At 71.0% G+C, this 13,425-nt stretch carries 14 protein-coding genes; 7 read left to right on the forward strand and 7 right to left on the reverse strand.

The window, feature by feature from the left end; all coding sequences use genetic code 11:
• The first annotated feature begins 36 nt into the window (after positions 1–36).
• From HWY45_RS00320 to HWY45_RS00340, 5 genes are all read left to right on the forward strand, one after another.
• Positions 37–957: a dihydrodipicolinate synthase family protein gene (locus tag HWY45_RS00320; protein WP_059561408.1), complete on the forward strand. Its 921-nt coding sequence runs from the start codon at positions 37–39 to the stop codon at positions 955–957.
• 239 nt (positions 958–1,196) lie between these two features.
• Positions 1,197–2,822, forward strand: coding sequence for an APC family permease (locus tag HWY45_RS00325; protein WP_059883064.1), 1,626 nt, complete (start codon positions 1,197–1,199; stop codon positions 2,820–2,822).
• A 65-nt stretch (positions 2,823–2,887) separates the two neighbouring features.
• Positions 2,888–4,483 (forward strand): aldehyde dehydrogenase (NADP(+)), encoded by a 1,596-nt coding sequence (locus HWY45_RS00330; RefSeq protein ID WP_059883066.1) that lies wholly within the window; start codon positions 2,888–2,890, stop codon positions 4,481–4,483.
• Positions 4,476–5,495 (forward strand): Ldh family oxidoreductase, encoded by a 1,020-nt coding sequence (locus HWY45_RS00335; protein ID WP_059561417.1) that lies wholly within the window; start codon positions 4,476–4,478, stop codon positions 5,493–5,495. The genes HWY45_RS00330 and HWY45_RS00335 overlap by 8 nt, the downstream gene beginning before the upstream one ends.
• Positions 5,496–5,689: 194 nt before the next feature.
• Positions 5,690–6,223: a cytochrome b gene (locus tag HWY45_RS00340; RefSeq protein WP_059883139.1), complete on the forward strand. Its 534-nt coding sequence runs from the start codon at positions 5,690–5,692 to the stop codon at positions 6,221–6,223.
• A gap of 140 nt (positions 6,224–6,363) precedes the next feature.
• Here HWY45_RS00340 and HWY45_RS00345 read toward each other — a convergent pair whose 3' ends face one another.
• From HWY45_RS00345 to HWY45_RS00360, 4 genes are all read right to left on the reverse strand, one after another.
• Positions 6,364–7,236: an SH3 domain-containing protein gene (locus HWY45_RS00345; protein WP_059883068.1), complete on the reverse strand. Its 873-nt coding sequence runs from the start codon at positions 7,234–7,236 to the stop codon at positions 6,364–6,366.
• A gap of 66 nt (positions 7,237–7,302) precedes the next feature.
• On the reverse strand, positions 7,303–7,722 hold the full coding sequence (locus tag HWY45_RS00350; RefSeq protein WP_059883070.1) for a hypothetical protein: 420 nt from the start codon (positions 7,720–7,722) through the stop codon (positions 7,303–7,305).
• A 119-nt stretch (positions 7,723–7,841) separates the two neighbouring features.
• Positions 7,842–8,978: a CapA family protein gene (locus tag HWY45_RS00355; protein WP_059883072.1), complete on the reverse strand. Its 1,137-nt coding sequence runs from the start codon at positions 8,976–8,978 to the stop codon at positions 7,842–7,844.
• Complete coding sequence (locus HWY45_RS00360) at positions 8,975–9,175, reverse strand: DUF2905 domain-containing protein (protein ID WP_059883073.1); 201 nt, start codon at positions 9,173–9,175, stop codon at positions 8,975–8,977. Before HWY45_RS00360 ends, HWY45_RS00355 begins: the two co-directional genes overlap by 4 nt.
• Positions 9,176–9,389: 214 nt before the next feature.
• On the opposite strand from HWY45_RS00360, the gene HWY45_RS00365 reads away from it, so the two are divergent.
• Positions 9,390–10,268: a helix-hairpin-helix domain-containing protein gene (locus HWY45_RS00365; protein WP_059561434.1), complete on the forward strand. Its 879-nt coding sequence runs from the start codon at positions 9,390–9,392 to the stop codon at positions 10,266–10,268.
• 28 nt (positions 10,269–10,296) lie between these two features.
• Here HWY45_RS00365 and HWY45_RS00370 read toward each other — a convergent pair whose 3' ends face one another.
• Positions 10,297–10,659, reverse strand: a complete 363-nt coding sequence (locus HWY45_RS00370; RefSeq protein WP_059808164.1) for an antibiotic biosynthesis monooxygenase family protein — start codon at positions 10,657–10,659, stop codon at positions 10,297–10,299.
• Between the two features lie 47 nt (positions 10,660–10,706).
• Positions 10,707–11,336, reverse strand: coding sequence for a LysE family translocator (locus HWY45_RS00375; protein ID WP_059808168.1), 630 nt, complete (start codon positions 11,334–11,336; stop codon positions 10,707–10,709).
• Positions 11,337–11,418: 82 nt separating this feature from the next.
• Here HWY45_RS00375 and HWY45_RS00380 point away from each other — a divergent pair, with 82 nt between their 5' ends.
• Positions 11,419–12,747: an aminotransferase-like domain-containing protein gene (locus HWY45_RS00380; protein WP_059883075.1), complete on the forward strand. Its 1,329-nt coding sequence runs from the start codon at positions 11,419–11,421 to the stop codon at positions 12,745–12,747.
• A 26-nt stretch (positions 12,748–12,773) separates the two neighbouring features.
• On the opposite strand, the gene HWY45_RS00385 is transcribed toward HWY45_RS00380, so the two are convergent.
• On the reverse strand, positions 12,774–13,388 hold the full coding sequence (locus HWY45_RS00385) for an HAD family hydrolase (RefSeq protein WP_059883078.1): 615 nt from the start codon (positions 13,386–13,388) through the stop codon (positions 12,774–12,776).
• Between the last annotated feature and the right edge of the window lie 37 nt (positions 13,389–13,425).

Raw genomic sequence — 13,425 nt, forward strand, 5'->3', positions numbered from 1 at the left:
CTGTCGGCCGAACGATACGAACCGTAGGAGATTTCAGTGAGCCGCAAAGCCATTCAATGGACCGGGGTTTTCCCGGCCGTCAGCACCCAGTTCAAGCCGGACTTTTCCCTCGACATCGACGCCACGCACCGCGTGGTGAAGAACCTGGTGAACGACGGCGTGTCGGGCCTCGTGGTCTGCGGCACGGTCGGCGAGAACACGTCGCTGTCCACGTCGGAAAAGCTCCAGGTGATCGAAGCGGCGCGCGACGCGGCCGGCGGCAAGATCCCGGTGATCGCCGGCATCGCCGAGTTCACCACCGAGTTCGCACGCAACACCGTGCGTGAAGCGCAGCGCGTCGGCGTCGACGGCGTGATGGTGATGCCCGCGCTGGTCTACTCGGCGAAGCCGCACGAGACAGCCGCGCACTTCCGCGCGGTCGCGACCAGCACCGACCTGCCGGTGATGGTCTACAACAACCCGCCGATCTACAAGAACGACGTGACGCCCGACGTGCTGATCGCGCTGCAGGATTGCGAGAACATCGTCTGCTTCAAGGATTCGTCGGGCGACACGCGCCGCTTCATCGACCTGCGCAACGCGGTGGGCGACCGCTTCGTGCTGTTCGCGGGCCTCGACGACGTGGTGGTCGAGAGCATCGCCGTGGGCGCCGAAGGCTGGGTGTCGGGCATGTCGAATGCGTTCCCGAAGGAAGGCGAGACGCTGTTCCGCCTCGCGAAGCAGAAGCGTTTCGACGAAGCGCTCGCGCTGTATCGCTGGTTCATGCCGCTGCTGCACCTCGACGCGCGCCCGGACCTCGTGCAGTGCATCAAGCTGTGCGAAGAGCTGGTCGGCCGCGGCAGCGCGGTCACGCGCCCGCCGCGCCTCGCGCTGCAGGGCGACACGCTCGCGGAAGTGAAGGCGATCGTCGCGAAGGCGCTCGAAAACCGTCCCGCACTGCCGGACGTCGGCCTCTGATCGACTTCCCCCCGGCGGCGGCGCACAGGCTTCCCCTTCGCGCGCCGCCGCTTCCCGTCCGGCATGGCCCGCGCGGGCCCGTTCACGCCGACGCCAGCCCGCGTCGCGCGTGAACCGGCCCCGCGGCCCGCCCCGGTCGATCGAACCGGGCGCCGCCGGCCGGCAGGCGCGCGCCGCTGCTCCGTGGGAGCGCGGCGCGATTTCCGCCGTTGCCGACATTCCCATAGGAGACACAGCCCATGCCAGGCCAAGGCAATGCACGACCGTCCGTGCCGCTTTCCCGTTCCGCGCACCCCGACGCGGGCCACGGGAAGTTCAAGAAACAGCTGTCGCTGACCGACCTCACGTTCATCGGTCTCGGCGCCATCTTTGGATCGGGGTGGCTGTTCGCCGCGAGTCACGTGTCGACGATCGCGGGCCCGGCCGGCATCTTCTCGTGGCTGCTCGGCGGCTTCGCGGTGCTGCTGCTCGGCATCGTCTACTGCGAACTCGGCGCCGCGCTACCGCGCGCGGGCGGCGTGGTGCGCTACCCGGTGTTCTCGCACGGCCCGCTGCTCGGCTACCTGATGGGCTTCATCACGCTGATCGCCTTTTCGAGCCTGATCGCGATCGAAGTCGTCGCCGCGCGCCAATATGCGGCCGCGTGGTTTCCGGGGCTGACGGCCGAAGGATCGAGCGACCCGACGACGCTCGGCTGGCTCGTGCAGGCCGCGCTCCTCGGTTTCTTCTTCTACCTGAACTATTCGAGCGTGAAGACGTTCGCGAAGGCGAACAACATCATCAGCATCTTCAAGTTCATCGTGCCGCTGTCGGTGATCGCGGTGCTGTTCACGTTCTTCAAGCCCGCGAACCTGACCATGCACGGCTTCGCGCCGTTCGGCATGCCGGGCATCGAGATGGCGGTGTCGGCGGGCGGCATCATCTTCGCGTACCTCGGGCTCACGCCGATCGTGTCGGTCGCGAGCGAGGTGCGCAATCCGCAGCGCACGATCCCGATCGCGCTGATCCTGTCGATCGTGCTGTCGACGCTGATCTACGTGCTGCTCCAGCTCGCGTTCATCGGCAGCATTCCGACGGACATGCTCGCCGCCGGCTGGCACGACGTCAGCAAGGCGTTCTCGCTGCCCTACCGCGACATCGCGCTCGCGCTCGGCGTCGGCTGGCTCGCGGTGATGGTCGTCGCCGACGCGATGATCTCGCCGAGCGGCTGCGGCAACATCTACATGAACGCGACGCCGCGCGTCGTGTACGGCTGGGCGAAGACGGGCACCTTCTTCAAGGTGTTCACGCGCGTCGACGAAGCGTCCGGCATTCCGCGCGCGGGCCTGTGGCTCACCTTCGGGCTCTCGATCTTCTGGACGCTGCCGTTCCCGTCGTGGGAAGCGCTGATCAACATCGTGTCGGCCGCGCTGGTGCTCAGCTACGCGGTCGCGCCCGTGTCGGTCGCGGCGCTGCGGCGCACCGCGCCCGACCTGCCGCGGCCGTTCCGCGCGAGCGCGTTCGCGATCACCGGCCCCGCGTCGTTCGTGATCGCCGCGCTGATCGTCTACTGGTCGGGCTGGAGCACCGTGTCCTGGCTGCTCGGGCTGCAGATCGCGATGTTCGCGATCTATCTCGCGTGCCGCCGCTGGGTGCCGACCGCGCACCTGAGCCTCGCCGAACAGGTGCGCTCGTCGGCGTGGCTGATCGCGTTCTACGCGGCGATGATCGCGCTGTCGTATTTCGGCGGCTTCGGCGGCACCGGCGCGCTCGCGCATCCGTACGACACGGTTGTCGTCGCGGCCGTCGCGCTCGTCATCTACTACTGGGGGGCGAACACCGGCGTGCCGTCCGCGAAGCTGCAGCTCGACGACGACGAGGGCTGACGCCTCCTTCCCTTTTTTCATCGGCCGGGCCGCGCGCCCGGCCCGCACTTTTTTCGAGGAGAACCATGCGACTCACCGGCCAGCTTCTGATCGGCCAATCTGCCGTCACCGGGCAGAACGGCGAACTCCATGCCATCGCCGCCGCGACGGGCGAGCGGCTCGCGCCCGCATTCGGCGGCGCGAGCCTGCGCGACCTGGAGACGGCCTGCGCCCTCGCCGACGACGCGTTCGACACCTATCGCGAAACGAGCCTCGCGGCACGCGCCGAATTTCTCGACGCGATCGGCCGCCACATCATGGCGCTCGGCGACGAACTGATCGAGCGCTGCGTCGCCGAATCGGGCCTGCCGCGCGCACGCGTCGAGGGCGAGCGCGGGCGCACCGTCGGCCAGCTCGGCCTGTTCGCATCGATCGTGCGCGACGGCGGCTTCCTCGATGCGCGCATCGATCCCGCGCGCCCCGAGCGTAAGCCGCTGCCGCGCGTCGACCTGCGGCTGCGCAACGTCGCGATCGGCCCGGTCGCCGTGTTCGGCGCGTCGAACTTCCCGCTCGCGTTTTCCGTCGCGGGCGGCGACACGGCGTCCGCGCTCGCGGCCGGCTGCCCGGTGATCGTCAAGGCGCATTCCGCGCATCCGGGCACGTCGGAACTCGTCGGCCGCGCGATCCAGCAGGCCGTGCGCGAATGCGGGCTGCCGGCCGGCGTGTTCTCGCTGCTGTTCGACGCGTCGCGCGAGATCGGCCAGGCGCTCGTCGCCGATCCGCGCGTCAAGGCGGTCGGCTTCACGGGCTCGCGGCGCGGCGGCGTCGCGCTGATGCACATCGCGGCCGCGCGCCATGAGCCGATTCCCGTCTACGCGGAGATGAGCTCGATCAACCCGGTGCTGCTGCTGCCCGACGCGCTCGCCACGCGGCACGATGCGATCGCGCCGCAGTTCGTCGCATCGCTGACGCTCGGCGCCGGCCAGTTCTGCACGAACCCGGGCCTCGTGCTCGCCGTCGACGGACCGGCGCTGCGCGCGTTCGAGGCCGCCGCCGCGAGCGCCGTGCGCGCCGCCCCGGCGCAGACGATGCTGACGCCGCACATTCACGCGAGCTATGCCGAGGGGGTCGCGAAACTGCGCGCGCACGGCGCGGTCGAGTCGCTCGCCGAAGGCGTCGACGGCGAGCGCTACCAGGCACGCGCCGCGCTGTTCGCGACGTCGGCGGACGCGTTCATCGCGCTGCCCGAACTGCGCGACGAGGTGTTCGGCCCGGCATCGCTGATCGTGCGCTGCCCGGACGCCGACGCGCTGCGTCGCGTGCTGAAGTCGCTCGACGGCCAGCTGACGATCGCCGCGCATCTCGGCGACGGCGACGCGGCGCTGTTCGCGACGCTGCTGCCGACGCTCGAGCGCAAGGCCGGCCGCATACTCGTGAACGGCTTCGGCACCGGCGTCGAGGTCGGCCATGCGATGGTGCACGGCGGCCCGTTCCCGGCGACGTCCGACACGCGCACGACGTCGGTCGGCGCACGCGCGATCGAACGCTTCCTGCGGCCCGTTTCGTATCAGGATTTGCCGGCCGCGCTGCTGCCGGAAGCGCTCCGCGACGGCAATCCGCTGCACATCGCGCAGCGCATCGACGGCGTGCTGGTCCTGCCGAAGGAGGCGCGCGATGTCTGACGCGAACGAAGTCGTCCTGTCGCTCGACGACGTGCACGCGCTCGCGCTGCGCGTGCTGACCCGCCACGGCATGTCGGACGCGCATGCGCGCGCGATCGCGAACGTGATCACGCAGGGCCAGCGCGACGAGTGCCATTCGCACGGAGTCTACCGGCTGCTGGTCTGCGTGCGCTCGCTGCAGAAAGGCAAGGTCGATCCGCAGGCCGTGCCGACGCTGCGCCGGCTGTCGTCGTCGATCGTCGCGGTCGATGCGCATCGCGGCTTCTCGCTGCTGAGCTTCGAGACGGGGTTGCCGGTGCTCGTCGAGATGGCGAAGCAGCACGGCATCGCGGCGATGGTGATCAACCGCTGCTATCACTTCTCCGCGCTGTGGCCGGAGGTCGAGGCGATCGCGGCCGAGGGCCTCGCGGGCATTGCAATGAACCCGAGCCATAGCTGGGTCGCGCCGGAAGGCGGCAACCGGCCCGTGTTCGGCACCAATCCGATCGCGTTCGCGTGGCCGCGGCCGGGCGGCGTGCCGTTCGTGTTCGATTTCGCGACGAGCGCGATCGCGCGCGGCGACATCGAGCTGCATGCGAAGCAAGGCAAGCCGATTCCGCCGCACTGGGCGATCGATGCCGACGGCCAGCCGACCACCGACCCGAAGGCCGCGCTGCACGGCGCGATGCGCACCTTCGGCGGCCACAAGGGCTCGGCGCTCGCGGCGATGGTCGAACTGCTCGGCGGCGCGCTGATCGGCGACATGACGAGCCAGGAGTCGATGGCGTTCGACGAAGGCGTCGGCGCGACGCCGTGCCATGGCGAACTCGTGATCGCGTTCGATCCGAAGGTGTTCCTCGGCGACGATCTCGACGCGGGGCTCGCGCGCGGCGAGCGGATGCTCGAATCGATCGTCGCGCAGGGCGCGCGGCTGCCGTCGCAACGGCGCTTCGACGCCCGCGCGCGCAGCGTCGCGAACGGCGTGCGGATTCCGAAGCCGCTGTACGAGGAAATCCTGGCGCTGCTCGATTGACGCACGGCATGCATCGTCCGCGGATGCAACGCACGCGGACGATGCGCGCTCGCTCACCTTAAGGCGGTCATAAGGAACGCGCGGCGATGATCACGTCAGCCCGCGACACCGATCCCGGCGCGCTGCGCAACGCAGCACCGCCCTTCGCTTTCCATGTCGCGACCCGGTTCAACGAATCGCCCGAAGGAGTCGCGATGTCCGATACCCCGCACCAGGCCGCTCGCCACGACCGGCTCACGCGCCTGTTCCACTGGAGCATGGCGCTGCTGGTCGCCGCCCAGTTCGCCGTCGGCTGGACGATGCCCGACGTCCACGGCACCGCGCCGCCGCTCGGGCTGGTGCTGCTGCACGTGAATCTGGGCGTGTTGCTGCTGTTGATCGCGGTGCCGCGCCTGCTGTGGTCCGGCGCGCGCAAACCCATCGCGCAGGTCGAGCAGCGCCGTGCCCTGGCGTTCATTGCGAGCGCGACGCACAAGCTGCTTTACGCGTCGCTGATCGCGGTGCCGGTGCTCGGCTGGCTGAACGCGAACGGCCGCACCTGGCACGTCGGGCTTGGGAACGGGTTTTCGTTGCCGGCGATCGCCGCGCCGCACACGCTCGGCGCGTCGATCGGCGAGTTGCACAGCGCCTGGGCCACCGGGCTGGCGATCCTGATCGGCCTGCATGCCTGCGCGGCGCTCGCGCATCGCTTCGTCATGAAGGACGGCGTGCTCTCGCGGATGCTCTGACCTGACGCACGGCGCGCGCCACGCGACGCGATGTCAGGCCCGCTGGCGCTCGCCGTGGCGGGACGGATCGCCCGCTTCCGGCCCGGGACTTCCGGGCCTCTTTGGCTTCACGCCCCAGACAGGCTGCGAGGCCGATCCCGTCAATCGTGCCGGAAATCCCCGCCGTGTCCGCCGCCTCCGCCTCCACCGCCTTGCCGGCCGCCGAAGCTGCCGCGCTGCCCGCCGCCTCCGCCACCGTCCTGATGGCCTTGCGGCGGCATCGCGACGGCGGGCGCGGGCGCCTGCATCGTCGGCGCCGGAGCGTGCATCGGGGCTGCCGGTACAGGCGGCGGCGCATGCATCGTGGCCGAAGGCGCCGGTGCATGCATGTTCCCGCCGCCTTGCGGCACCGGCGCGGGCATCGGCATGGGCGCCGGAGCGGGCGTGCGGATGCCGCCGGTCCAGCCGCCGCGCGTGGCCGACGGCCGCGTGTCGTGTCCGCCCTCATGCCCGCCGCGCTCGCCCGGCCGTCCGCCCGCGCCCGGCATGACGGCCGCCGGCGGCGGCTCGTTCTGCTGCGGATGGCCGCGCCCGGGCGGCATGCCGCCCGGGCCGATGCGCGGCTCGGCGCGGCGCGTGAAGCGGTCTCGGTCGTGGAACCACGGCCGGTTGCGATAGTAGCGATCCCAATACGGCCCGATCGCGAACACCACGACCGGGAAGCCGATTTCGGCGCCGTAGTCGAGCAGCGGCGCCGCGCCGCCCTGGTACGGATAGTCGAGCAGCCCGGCGTACAGCCAGCCGCGCACGCCCGGCAGCGCGACGTCGCACCACGTGTAGTCGCTGATGCAGCCGATCACGGACACCATCGTGCCTTCCGGAATCTGCGCGACCAGCGGATAGTCCTCCGCCGGGCCGGCACGCAGGTTCGCCGGCGCGTTCGTATAGGCGGCCGTCTGCGCATCGGCCGCGCCCGGCATCGCCAGCAGGCCCAGGAAGACGATGCACAGGCATCGGACGATCGTGTTTCTCATGGTGCTCTCCTGCGCGGCGCAGGCCCGCGCCGTTTCGTTGCATGGCGCGCCGTCGCCGCGCGCCGCTCAATGCCGGTGCCCGCCGCCACCCCAGGGCCTGCCGCCCCAGTGCCCGCCGCCCCAGTGTCCGCCGCCCCAGTGTCCGCCGCCCATGTGATGGTGACCGCCGCCGAAGTGGCCCCGGAAGCCGAAGCCGATCGCGACCGGCGGCCAGCAGCAGCCGTACCAGCCCGGGTAGTAATACGGGTAAGGCGCATAGACCGGCACGGGATAAACCGGCGCGACCTCGACGGGCGCAGCCGCCGCTGGCGCATCCGGCGTTGCGACCGTGCCGTCCGGCGCGACCGGCACCTGCGACACCGTCGCCGGCGCATAGTACGGCGCGTAGTAAGGCGCATAGCCGTACGGGCTCGAGTAGTAACAGCCGCCGAGCGCCAAAACGGCCAACGCGACGACGGCAGGCTTCATCGCGGAAATCGGGTTCATCACAGGCTCCAGCAAGATCGGCGCCACGGTACCTGACGCACGCCACGTATCTAGCTTACGTCTCCCGCACATTTCGGGACGTATGATCGGTTACTGTTTGTTTCATGCGCCGGCCCGCGTCAGTCCCGCAGCGCCAGCATGCCGGCCGCCGTCACGTGCACATGCGTGCCGAACACCGCGCTTTCCCGTTCCAGCACGTCGGCCAGCCACGCGACACCGTCGTCCGGCGCATGCCGCACGCTCAGCCGCCGGACCTGCATCGGCGCCATGAACAGGTCGCACAGCGCACCGCCCGCCGTGTCGACCAGCGGGAAATACATCAGCGCGAGATCGGGCCGATACGCGCGGTAGCCCGCGATGCCTTCGTAGTCGTTCAGGAAATCGCCGCAGCCGTAGAGGATCAGCCGGCCGCGATACCGTTCGATTCCGCGCACGTGATGCGACGAATGCCCGTACACGATGTCGACGCCGCCGGTGTCGATCAGCCGGTGCACGAAGGCGCGCTCGTCCGCGCTTGCCGCGTAGCCCCAGTTGCCGCCCCAATGGAGCGACACTACGTTGACGTCGCCGGTCGCGCGCCGCGCCTGCGCGAGACGCCGGCCGATCGCATCGGCCCGCGCCGGCGACAGGTCCGGCAGCACGTTCACGCCGCCGTGCGTGCCGCGCGCGGCCCACGCGTCGGGCACGCCCGCGCTCGCCGACGCGTACGCATCGATGCGTACGCGCACGCCGCTCGCACACTCGACGACGGCCGCCGCTGCCGCCTCGGCCGCGTCGCGCCCCGCGCCAACCGGCCGGATGCCCGCGCGCACGAGCGTCGCGAGCGTTTCGTCGAGGCCCGCGCGCCCCCAGTCCATCGTATGGTTGTTCGCGAGCACGCAGCAGTCGATGCGCGCGCGCAGCAGGCAACCGACATTGTCCGGATGCATCCGGTACAGCACCGTCTTGTCGGGCCAGCGGGCGTCGCTCGCGGTCACGGCCGTCTCGAGATTGACGATCCGCGCATCGGGTTGCACCCGCTCGAGCACGGCGAGCGCGTCGCCCCATGGATACGCATCGTCGCGCGGGAACGGCAGCGGCCCGCTTTCCCGCTCCGCGAGCCGCACGTAGTCGCGCGCGGACCGGCAGACGGGCTCGAACAAGCGCGGGTCGCCCGGGTGCGGCAGGATCTGGTCGATGCCGCGCCCCGTCATCACGTCGCCGCACAGAAACAGGCGCGCGCAGCCTGCGGGCGTCGCGTCGCACCGGCCGTTCATCGCCGCAGCAGCCACGCCAGCAGCGTCAGCGCCGCCGACAGCACCGCGCACGTCGCAAGCGGCAGGTAAAGGCTGAAGCCGTCGCGCACGATGTGGATGTCGCCCGGCAGGCGGCCGAACGGAATCCGCGCGAGCCAGCGCCAGCCGAGTCCCGCCGCGACCAGCAGCATTCCGCAGACCAGAAGCGCCCGTTGCATCGCCGCCCTCCCGCTATGCTGTCCTGACTACAGCGTAGCGCCGCGCGGCCCGTCCGGGGTATCACGCCGCGAAACCGGCCGTGCGCGTGTGCAACGTTTGCCATTGATACGCATCAATTTTTCGCGCATCGTGTTCCGGACAATCGGGGATGGCCTGACCGGCGCCCCGTGCGCCACGCCCCCCACCGTTCGCACCCCACGCGCGTCCTCGCCCATGCAGACGACCGCCAGCCGAACCGACGAGGAAAACCGGCAAATCGCCAGTTGCCTGCGCGAGGCCGCGCAGCGTCTGGCCGACCAGGGCGCGAACCCGTACCGGGCCGGCGCCTACCGCGCCGGGGCCGACACGCTCGACGGGCTCGACCGCAGCGTCCGCGCGCTGTTCGACGCCGGCGGCATCGATGCGCTCGACGCACTGCCGCAAATCGGCCTCGGCGTCGCGCAGGCGATCGCCGAGCTGCTGCTTACGGGCCGCTGGCGCCAGCTCGAACGGCTGCGCGGCGACACGGCGTTCGCATCCGCGTTCGAGGCCGTGCCGGGCATCGGCCGCGAACTCGCGATGCGCATCCACGACACGCTGCACATCGACACGCTCGAGGATCTCGAAGCGGCGGCCCGCACCGGCCGGCTCGAAACCGTGTCGGGGGTCGGGCCGCGGCGCGCGGCGGGCATCCGCGCCGCGCTCGACGAGGTGCTGAGCCGTCGGCGGCGCTGGCACGCGCACACGCGCAACGGCGGCCTCGGTGCCGAGCCGCCGGTCGAGCTGCTGCTTCACATCGACCGCCTCTATCGCGCGCGGGCCGCCGCCGGCACGTTGCCGACGCTCGCGCCGAAGCGCCTGAACCCCGAGGGCAAGGCCTGGCTGCCCGTGCTGCACATCACGCGAGGCGGCTGGCACTTCACGGCGCTGTTCTCGAACACGGGGCGCGTCTACGAAGACAGCCCGATGGCCGACTGGGTCGCGCTGTTCTTCTACGACGACGTGCTGCGCGAAAGCGAGCGGATGGTCGTCACCGAGGCGCACGGCGAGCTGGCCGGCAAGCGGATCGTGCGCGGCCGGGAGATGGAGTGCCGCGTGTACTACGCCGGGTGATCGGGCGCATCGCGGCACGCACGGCGCGTCAGCCGGCGACGCCCGGTTCCGGCTGCCGGGTGGCCGCGCGCCGCGTATCGGCGACGACATGCGCGAACGCGGCGTCGCCATACGCGCGCTCGACCTTCGACACGATCACGTGATAGCCGCCATACCACTTGCGATACTGGCGCTTCGCGTCGAGATGCCGCGGATCGGCGGCGAACGCGCGCAGCGACGCTTCGTCGTGCCAGTAGTACGTCGCGTTGATCCGCTCGCCGTCGGCCGAGCGCCACGACTCGGCACCGGCGAAACCGGGCAGGCTCGCGGCCACCGCGTCGATCGTCGCGCTCAGCGCGCGAAACGCGTCGTCGGCGTCGCCCGGCTGGTAGATGAAGGCTGCAATGTACATTCGGTCTCCTTGACGATTCGAACAGGCATCCAGGGTTCGTCCGCCGCTCATGCCGGGCGCGACATCACGGCCAGCCGCACCGCGAGCAGCACGAGCACGGCGGCCAGCCCGCGCGATTGCAGCATCGCCGCACGCGCGTGGCGCGATACCAGGCGCTGCACCGTGCCGCCGGCCGCGCCGAGCAGCAGGTGGAACACCGTGCTGATCGCGGTGAGCACGCAGCCGAGTTCGACCAGTTGCGCCGCGACCGGGCCATGGCGCGGGTCGACGAACTGCGGCAGGAACACCACGAAGAACAGCAGCGCCTTCGGGTTCAGCAGGCTGTTCAGCATCGCCCGGCCGGCCACCGACGCCAGCGACCGTTGCGGCGCGCCGGCCGCGCCGAGACGCCCCGGCTGCCGCAGCGCCTTGAACGCCATCCACAGCAGGTACGCGGCGCCCGCGTAGCGGATCACGTCGAACGAAGGCGGCCACGCGTTGACGGCCGCGGTCACGCCAGTGGCGGTCAACGCGGTCAGGATCAGGTCCGCCACGCCGATGCCGAGCGCGGCCGCGGCGCCGCCGCGCATGCCATACGTCACGCCGTGCGCAAGCACGAACGTCATGTTCGGTCCGGGTGACAGCAGCAACAGCAGCACGGCCGCCGAAAAAATCGAGAGGGTCGACAGTTCGATCATGGGGAACAGGGTTTGCGTGAGCGACGTCGGCAGCGTAATCTTCCGATCCGATACAAACAAAGAATTGTTCCAGATACAAGCGATGCGCGAACCCCGATACCGATCGATCGTCGACGACTTCGCGGCACGGATCCACGCGGGCCGGCTGCCGCCCGGCGCGCAGTTGCCGACCGTGCGCGCGCTGATGAAGCAGCACGGCATCGCGCTCGCAACCGCCGCGCGCGTCTATGCGGAGCTCGAGGCGATCGGCCTCGTCGTCGGCGAGACCGGGCGCGGCACGTTCGTGCGCGATACGTCGCTGCCGCGCGGCCTCGGCCTCGAACAGCACCCTGCCCGCGCGGACGCGATCGACCTGACGTTCAACTATCCGTCGCTGCCCGGCCAGGTCGAGCTGCTGCGCAGCGGGCTGCGCAGCCTCGCCGCGTCGGGCGACCTCGACGCGCTGCTGCATTCGGCGCCGCAGGGCGGCCGGCCGCACGAACGGCAGACCGTCGCCAAACATCTGCGCAACCGCGGCATCCGCGTGCCCGGCGAGCAGGTGCTGATCGTCAACGGCGCGCAGCAGGGTCTCGCGATCGTCGCAATGGCCTTGCTGCAGCCGGGCGACGTCATCGCCGTCGACGCGCTCACCTACCCCGGCATGAAGGCGCTCGCCCATGCGCATCGGCTCGAACTGGCGCCGGTGCCGGCGCTCCCGGGCGGCGGCATGGATCTCGAACGGCTCGCGGCGCTGTGCGCGAGGCGGCCGGTGCGCGCGGTCTACACGATGCCGACGCTGCACAACCCGCTCGGCGCGGTCATGGGCGAGCCGGACCGCCGGCGCCTGGCGGCGCTGGCCGAGCGGCACGACCTGCTGATCGTCGAGGACGGCGCGTATGCGTTCCTCGCGGAGCCCGCGCCGCCACCGCTGTTCACGCTCGCGCCGGATCGCACGGTCTACGTGTCCGGCCTGTCGAAGAGCGTGGCATCGGGGTTGCGGCTCGGCTTCGTTGCCGCGCCGCCGCGCTGGGTGCCGCTGCTCGAACGCGCGATCCGCGTCTCGACGTGGAACACGCCGTCGCTGACGGTCGCGCTCGCGTGCCAGTGGATCGAGCAAGGCGTCGTCGATACGCTCGAGGAGCAAAAGCGCGACGATGCGCGCAGCAGGCAGGCGCTCGCGCGGCGGATGCTGCGCGGCGGCGCGCTGCTCGCGCACCCGTCGTCGTACTACGTGTGGCTGATGCTGCCCGACCATCTGCGCGCGGACGACGTCGCGGCCGCACTCGAACGCGACGGCGTGCGCGTGACGACCGCCGAGCCGTTCGCGACGACGGCCAGCACGCCGCAGGCGCTGCGCATCGCACTCGGCTCGATCTCGATGGATGCGCTCGAAGCGGCGCTGGGGCGGGTGCGGCGCGCGGCAATCGGCTGACGGCCGCGGTATTTGCAAGCGGCCTGCTAGATCAGCCCGCGCCCGCGCAGTTCATCGGCGAGCCGCGCGGCATCGACGAAGCGATAGCCGAGCAGCCCCGCGTCGACCGCGCCGGCGACGTTCGCATCCGTATCGTCGATGAACAGCGTCGTGTCAGGCCGCGCGCCGAGCTGCGCGACGCAGCCGAGATACGCCTGCGCGGCCGGCTTGGCCGCGCCGAACGACGCGGACGCGAATACATGCGCGCCGAACAGCCGTGCGACCGGCGGATTCAGATAGTCGAGATGATCGGTGACGAGCCGGCAGTTGTTCGTGAGCACCGCGATCGGACGCCGCTCGGCCACCCGCGCGGCGAGCGCGAGCGTCTCGGCGTTCGGCGTGATCGACGCGCGACGGGCATCGAGCCACGCGTCGCGGCTCACGCGGCATGCGAGCAGGCTGCCGAGCGCGTCCAGGTAGGCGGCCGGCGTGAGCTCGCCGGCATCGGCGCGCGCTTCGAGGCCCGACTCCCAGATCGCATGGCGGATCGCGTCGGGCGGCCGGCCCGTGAGCACCGACAGGCGCGCGACCCGCGCCGCGCGATCGTAGTGCGTGAGCACCCCTTCCATGTCGAACACCACCCATGCGATCGGCAAGCTCATGGCGCCTCCTCGGGCCGCAAAGCGATCGAACGACGAT

The organism is Burkholderia stagnalis (assembly GCF_902830275.1).
Classification (GTDB): domain Bacteria; phylum Pseudomonadota; class Gammaproteobacteria; order Burkholderiales; family Burkholderiaceae; genus Burkholderia; species Burkholderia stagnalis.

Coding starts and splice junctions, on each gene's coding strand:
- HWY45_RS00385 (WP_059883078.1), bottom strand. CDS start 13,388: ATGAGCTTGCCGATCGCATGGGTGGTGTTCGACATGGAAGGGGTGCTC.
- HWY45_RS00345 (WP_059883068.1), bottom strand. CDS start 7,236: ATGAGAAACACGATCGTCCGATGCCTGTGCATCGTCTTCCTGGGCCTG.
- HWY45_RS00360 (WP_059883073.1), bottom strand. CDS start 9,175: ATGCAACGGGCGCTTCTGGTCTGCGGAATGCTGCTGGTCGCGGCGGGA.
- HWY45_RS00365 (WP_059561434.1), top strand. CDS start 9,390: ATGCAGACGACCGCCAGCCGAACCGACGAGGAAAACCGGCAAATCGCC.
- HWY45_RS00330 (WP_059883066.1), top strand. CDS start 2,888: ATGCGACTCACCGGCCAGCTTCTGATCGGCCAATCTGCCGTCACCGGG.
- HWY45_RS00380 (WP_059883075.1), top strand. CDS start 11,419: ATGCGCGAACCCCGATACCGATCGATCGTCGACGACTTCGCGGCACGG.
- HWY45_RS00355 (WP_059883072.1), bottom strand. CDS start 8,978: ATGAACGGCCGGTGCGACGCGACGCCCGCAGGCTGCGCGCGCCTGTTT.
- HWY45_RS00375 (WP_059808168.1), bottom strand. CDS start 11,336: ATGATCGAACTGTCGACCCTCTCGATTTTTTCGGCGGCCGTGCTGCTG.
- HWY45_RS00350 (WP_059883070.1), bottom strand. CDS start 7,722: ATGAACCCGATTTCCGCGATGAAGCCTGCCGTCGTCGCGTTGGCCGTT.
- HWY45_RS00340 (WP_059883139.1), top strand. CDS start 5,690: ATGTCCGATACCCCGCACCAGGCCGCTCGCCACGACCGGCTCACGCGC.
- HWY45_RS00370 (WP_059808164.1), bottom strand. CDS start 10,659: ATGTACATTGCAGCCTTCATCTACCAGCCGGGCGACGCCGACGACGCG.
- HWY45_RS00335 (WP_059561417.1), top strand. CDS start 4,476: ATGTCTGACGCGAACGAAGTCGTCCTGTCGCTCGACGACGTGCACGCG.
- HWY45_RS00325 (WP_059883064.1), top strand. CDS start 1,197: ATGCCAGGCCAAGGCAATGCACGACCGTCCGTGCCGCTTTCCCGTTCC.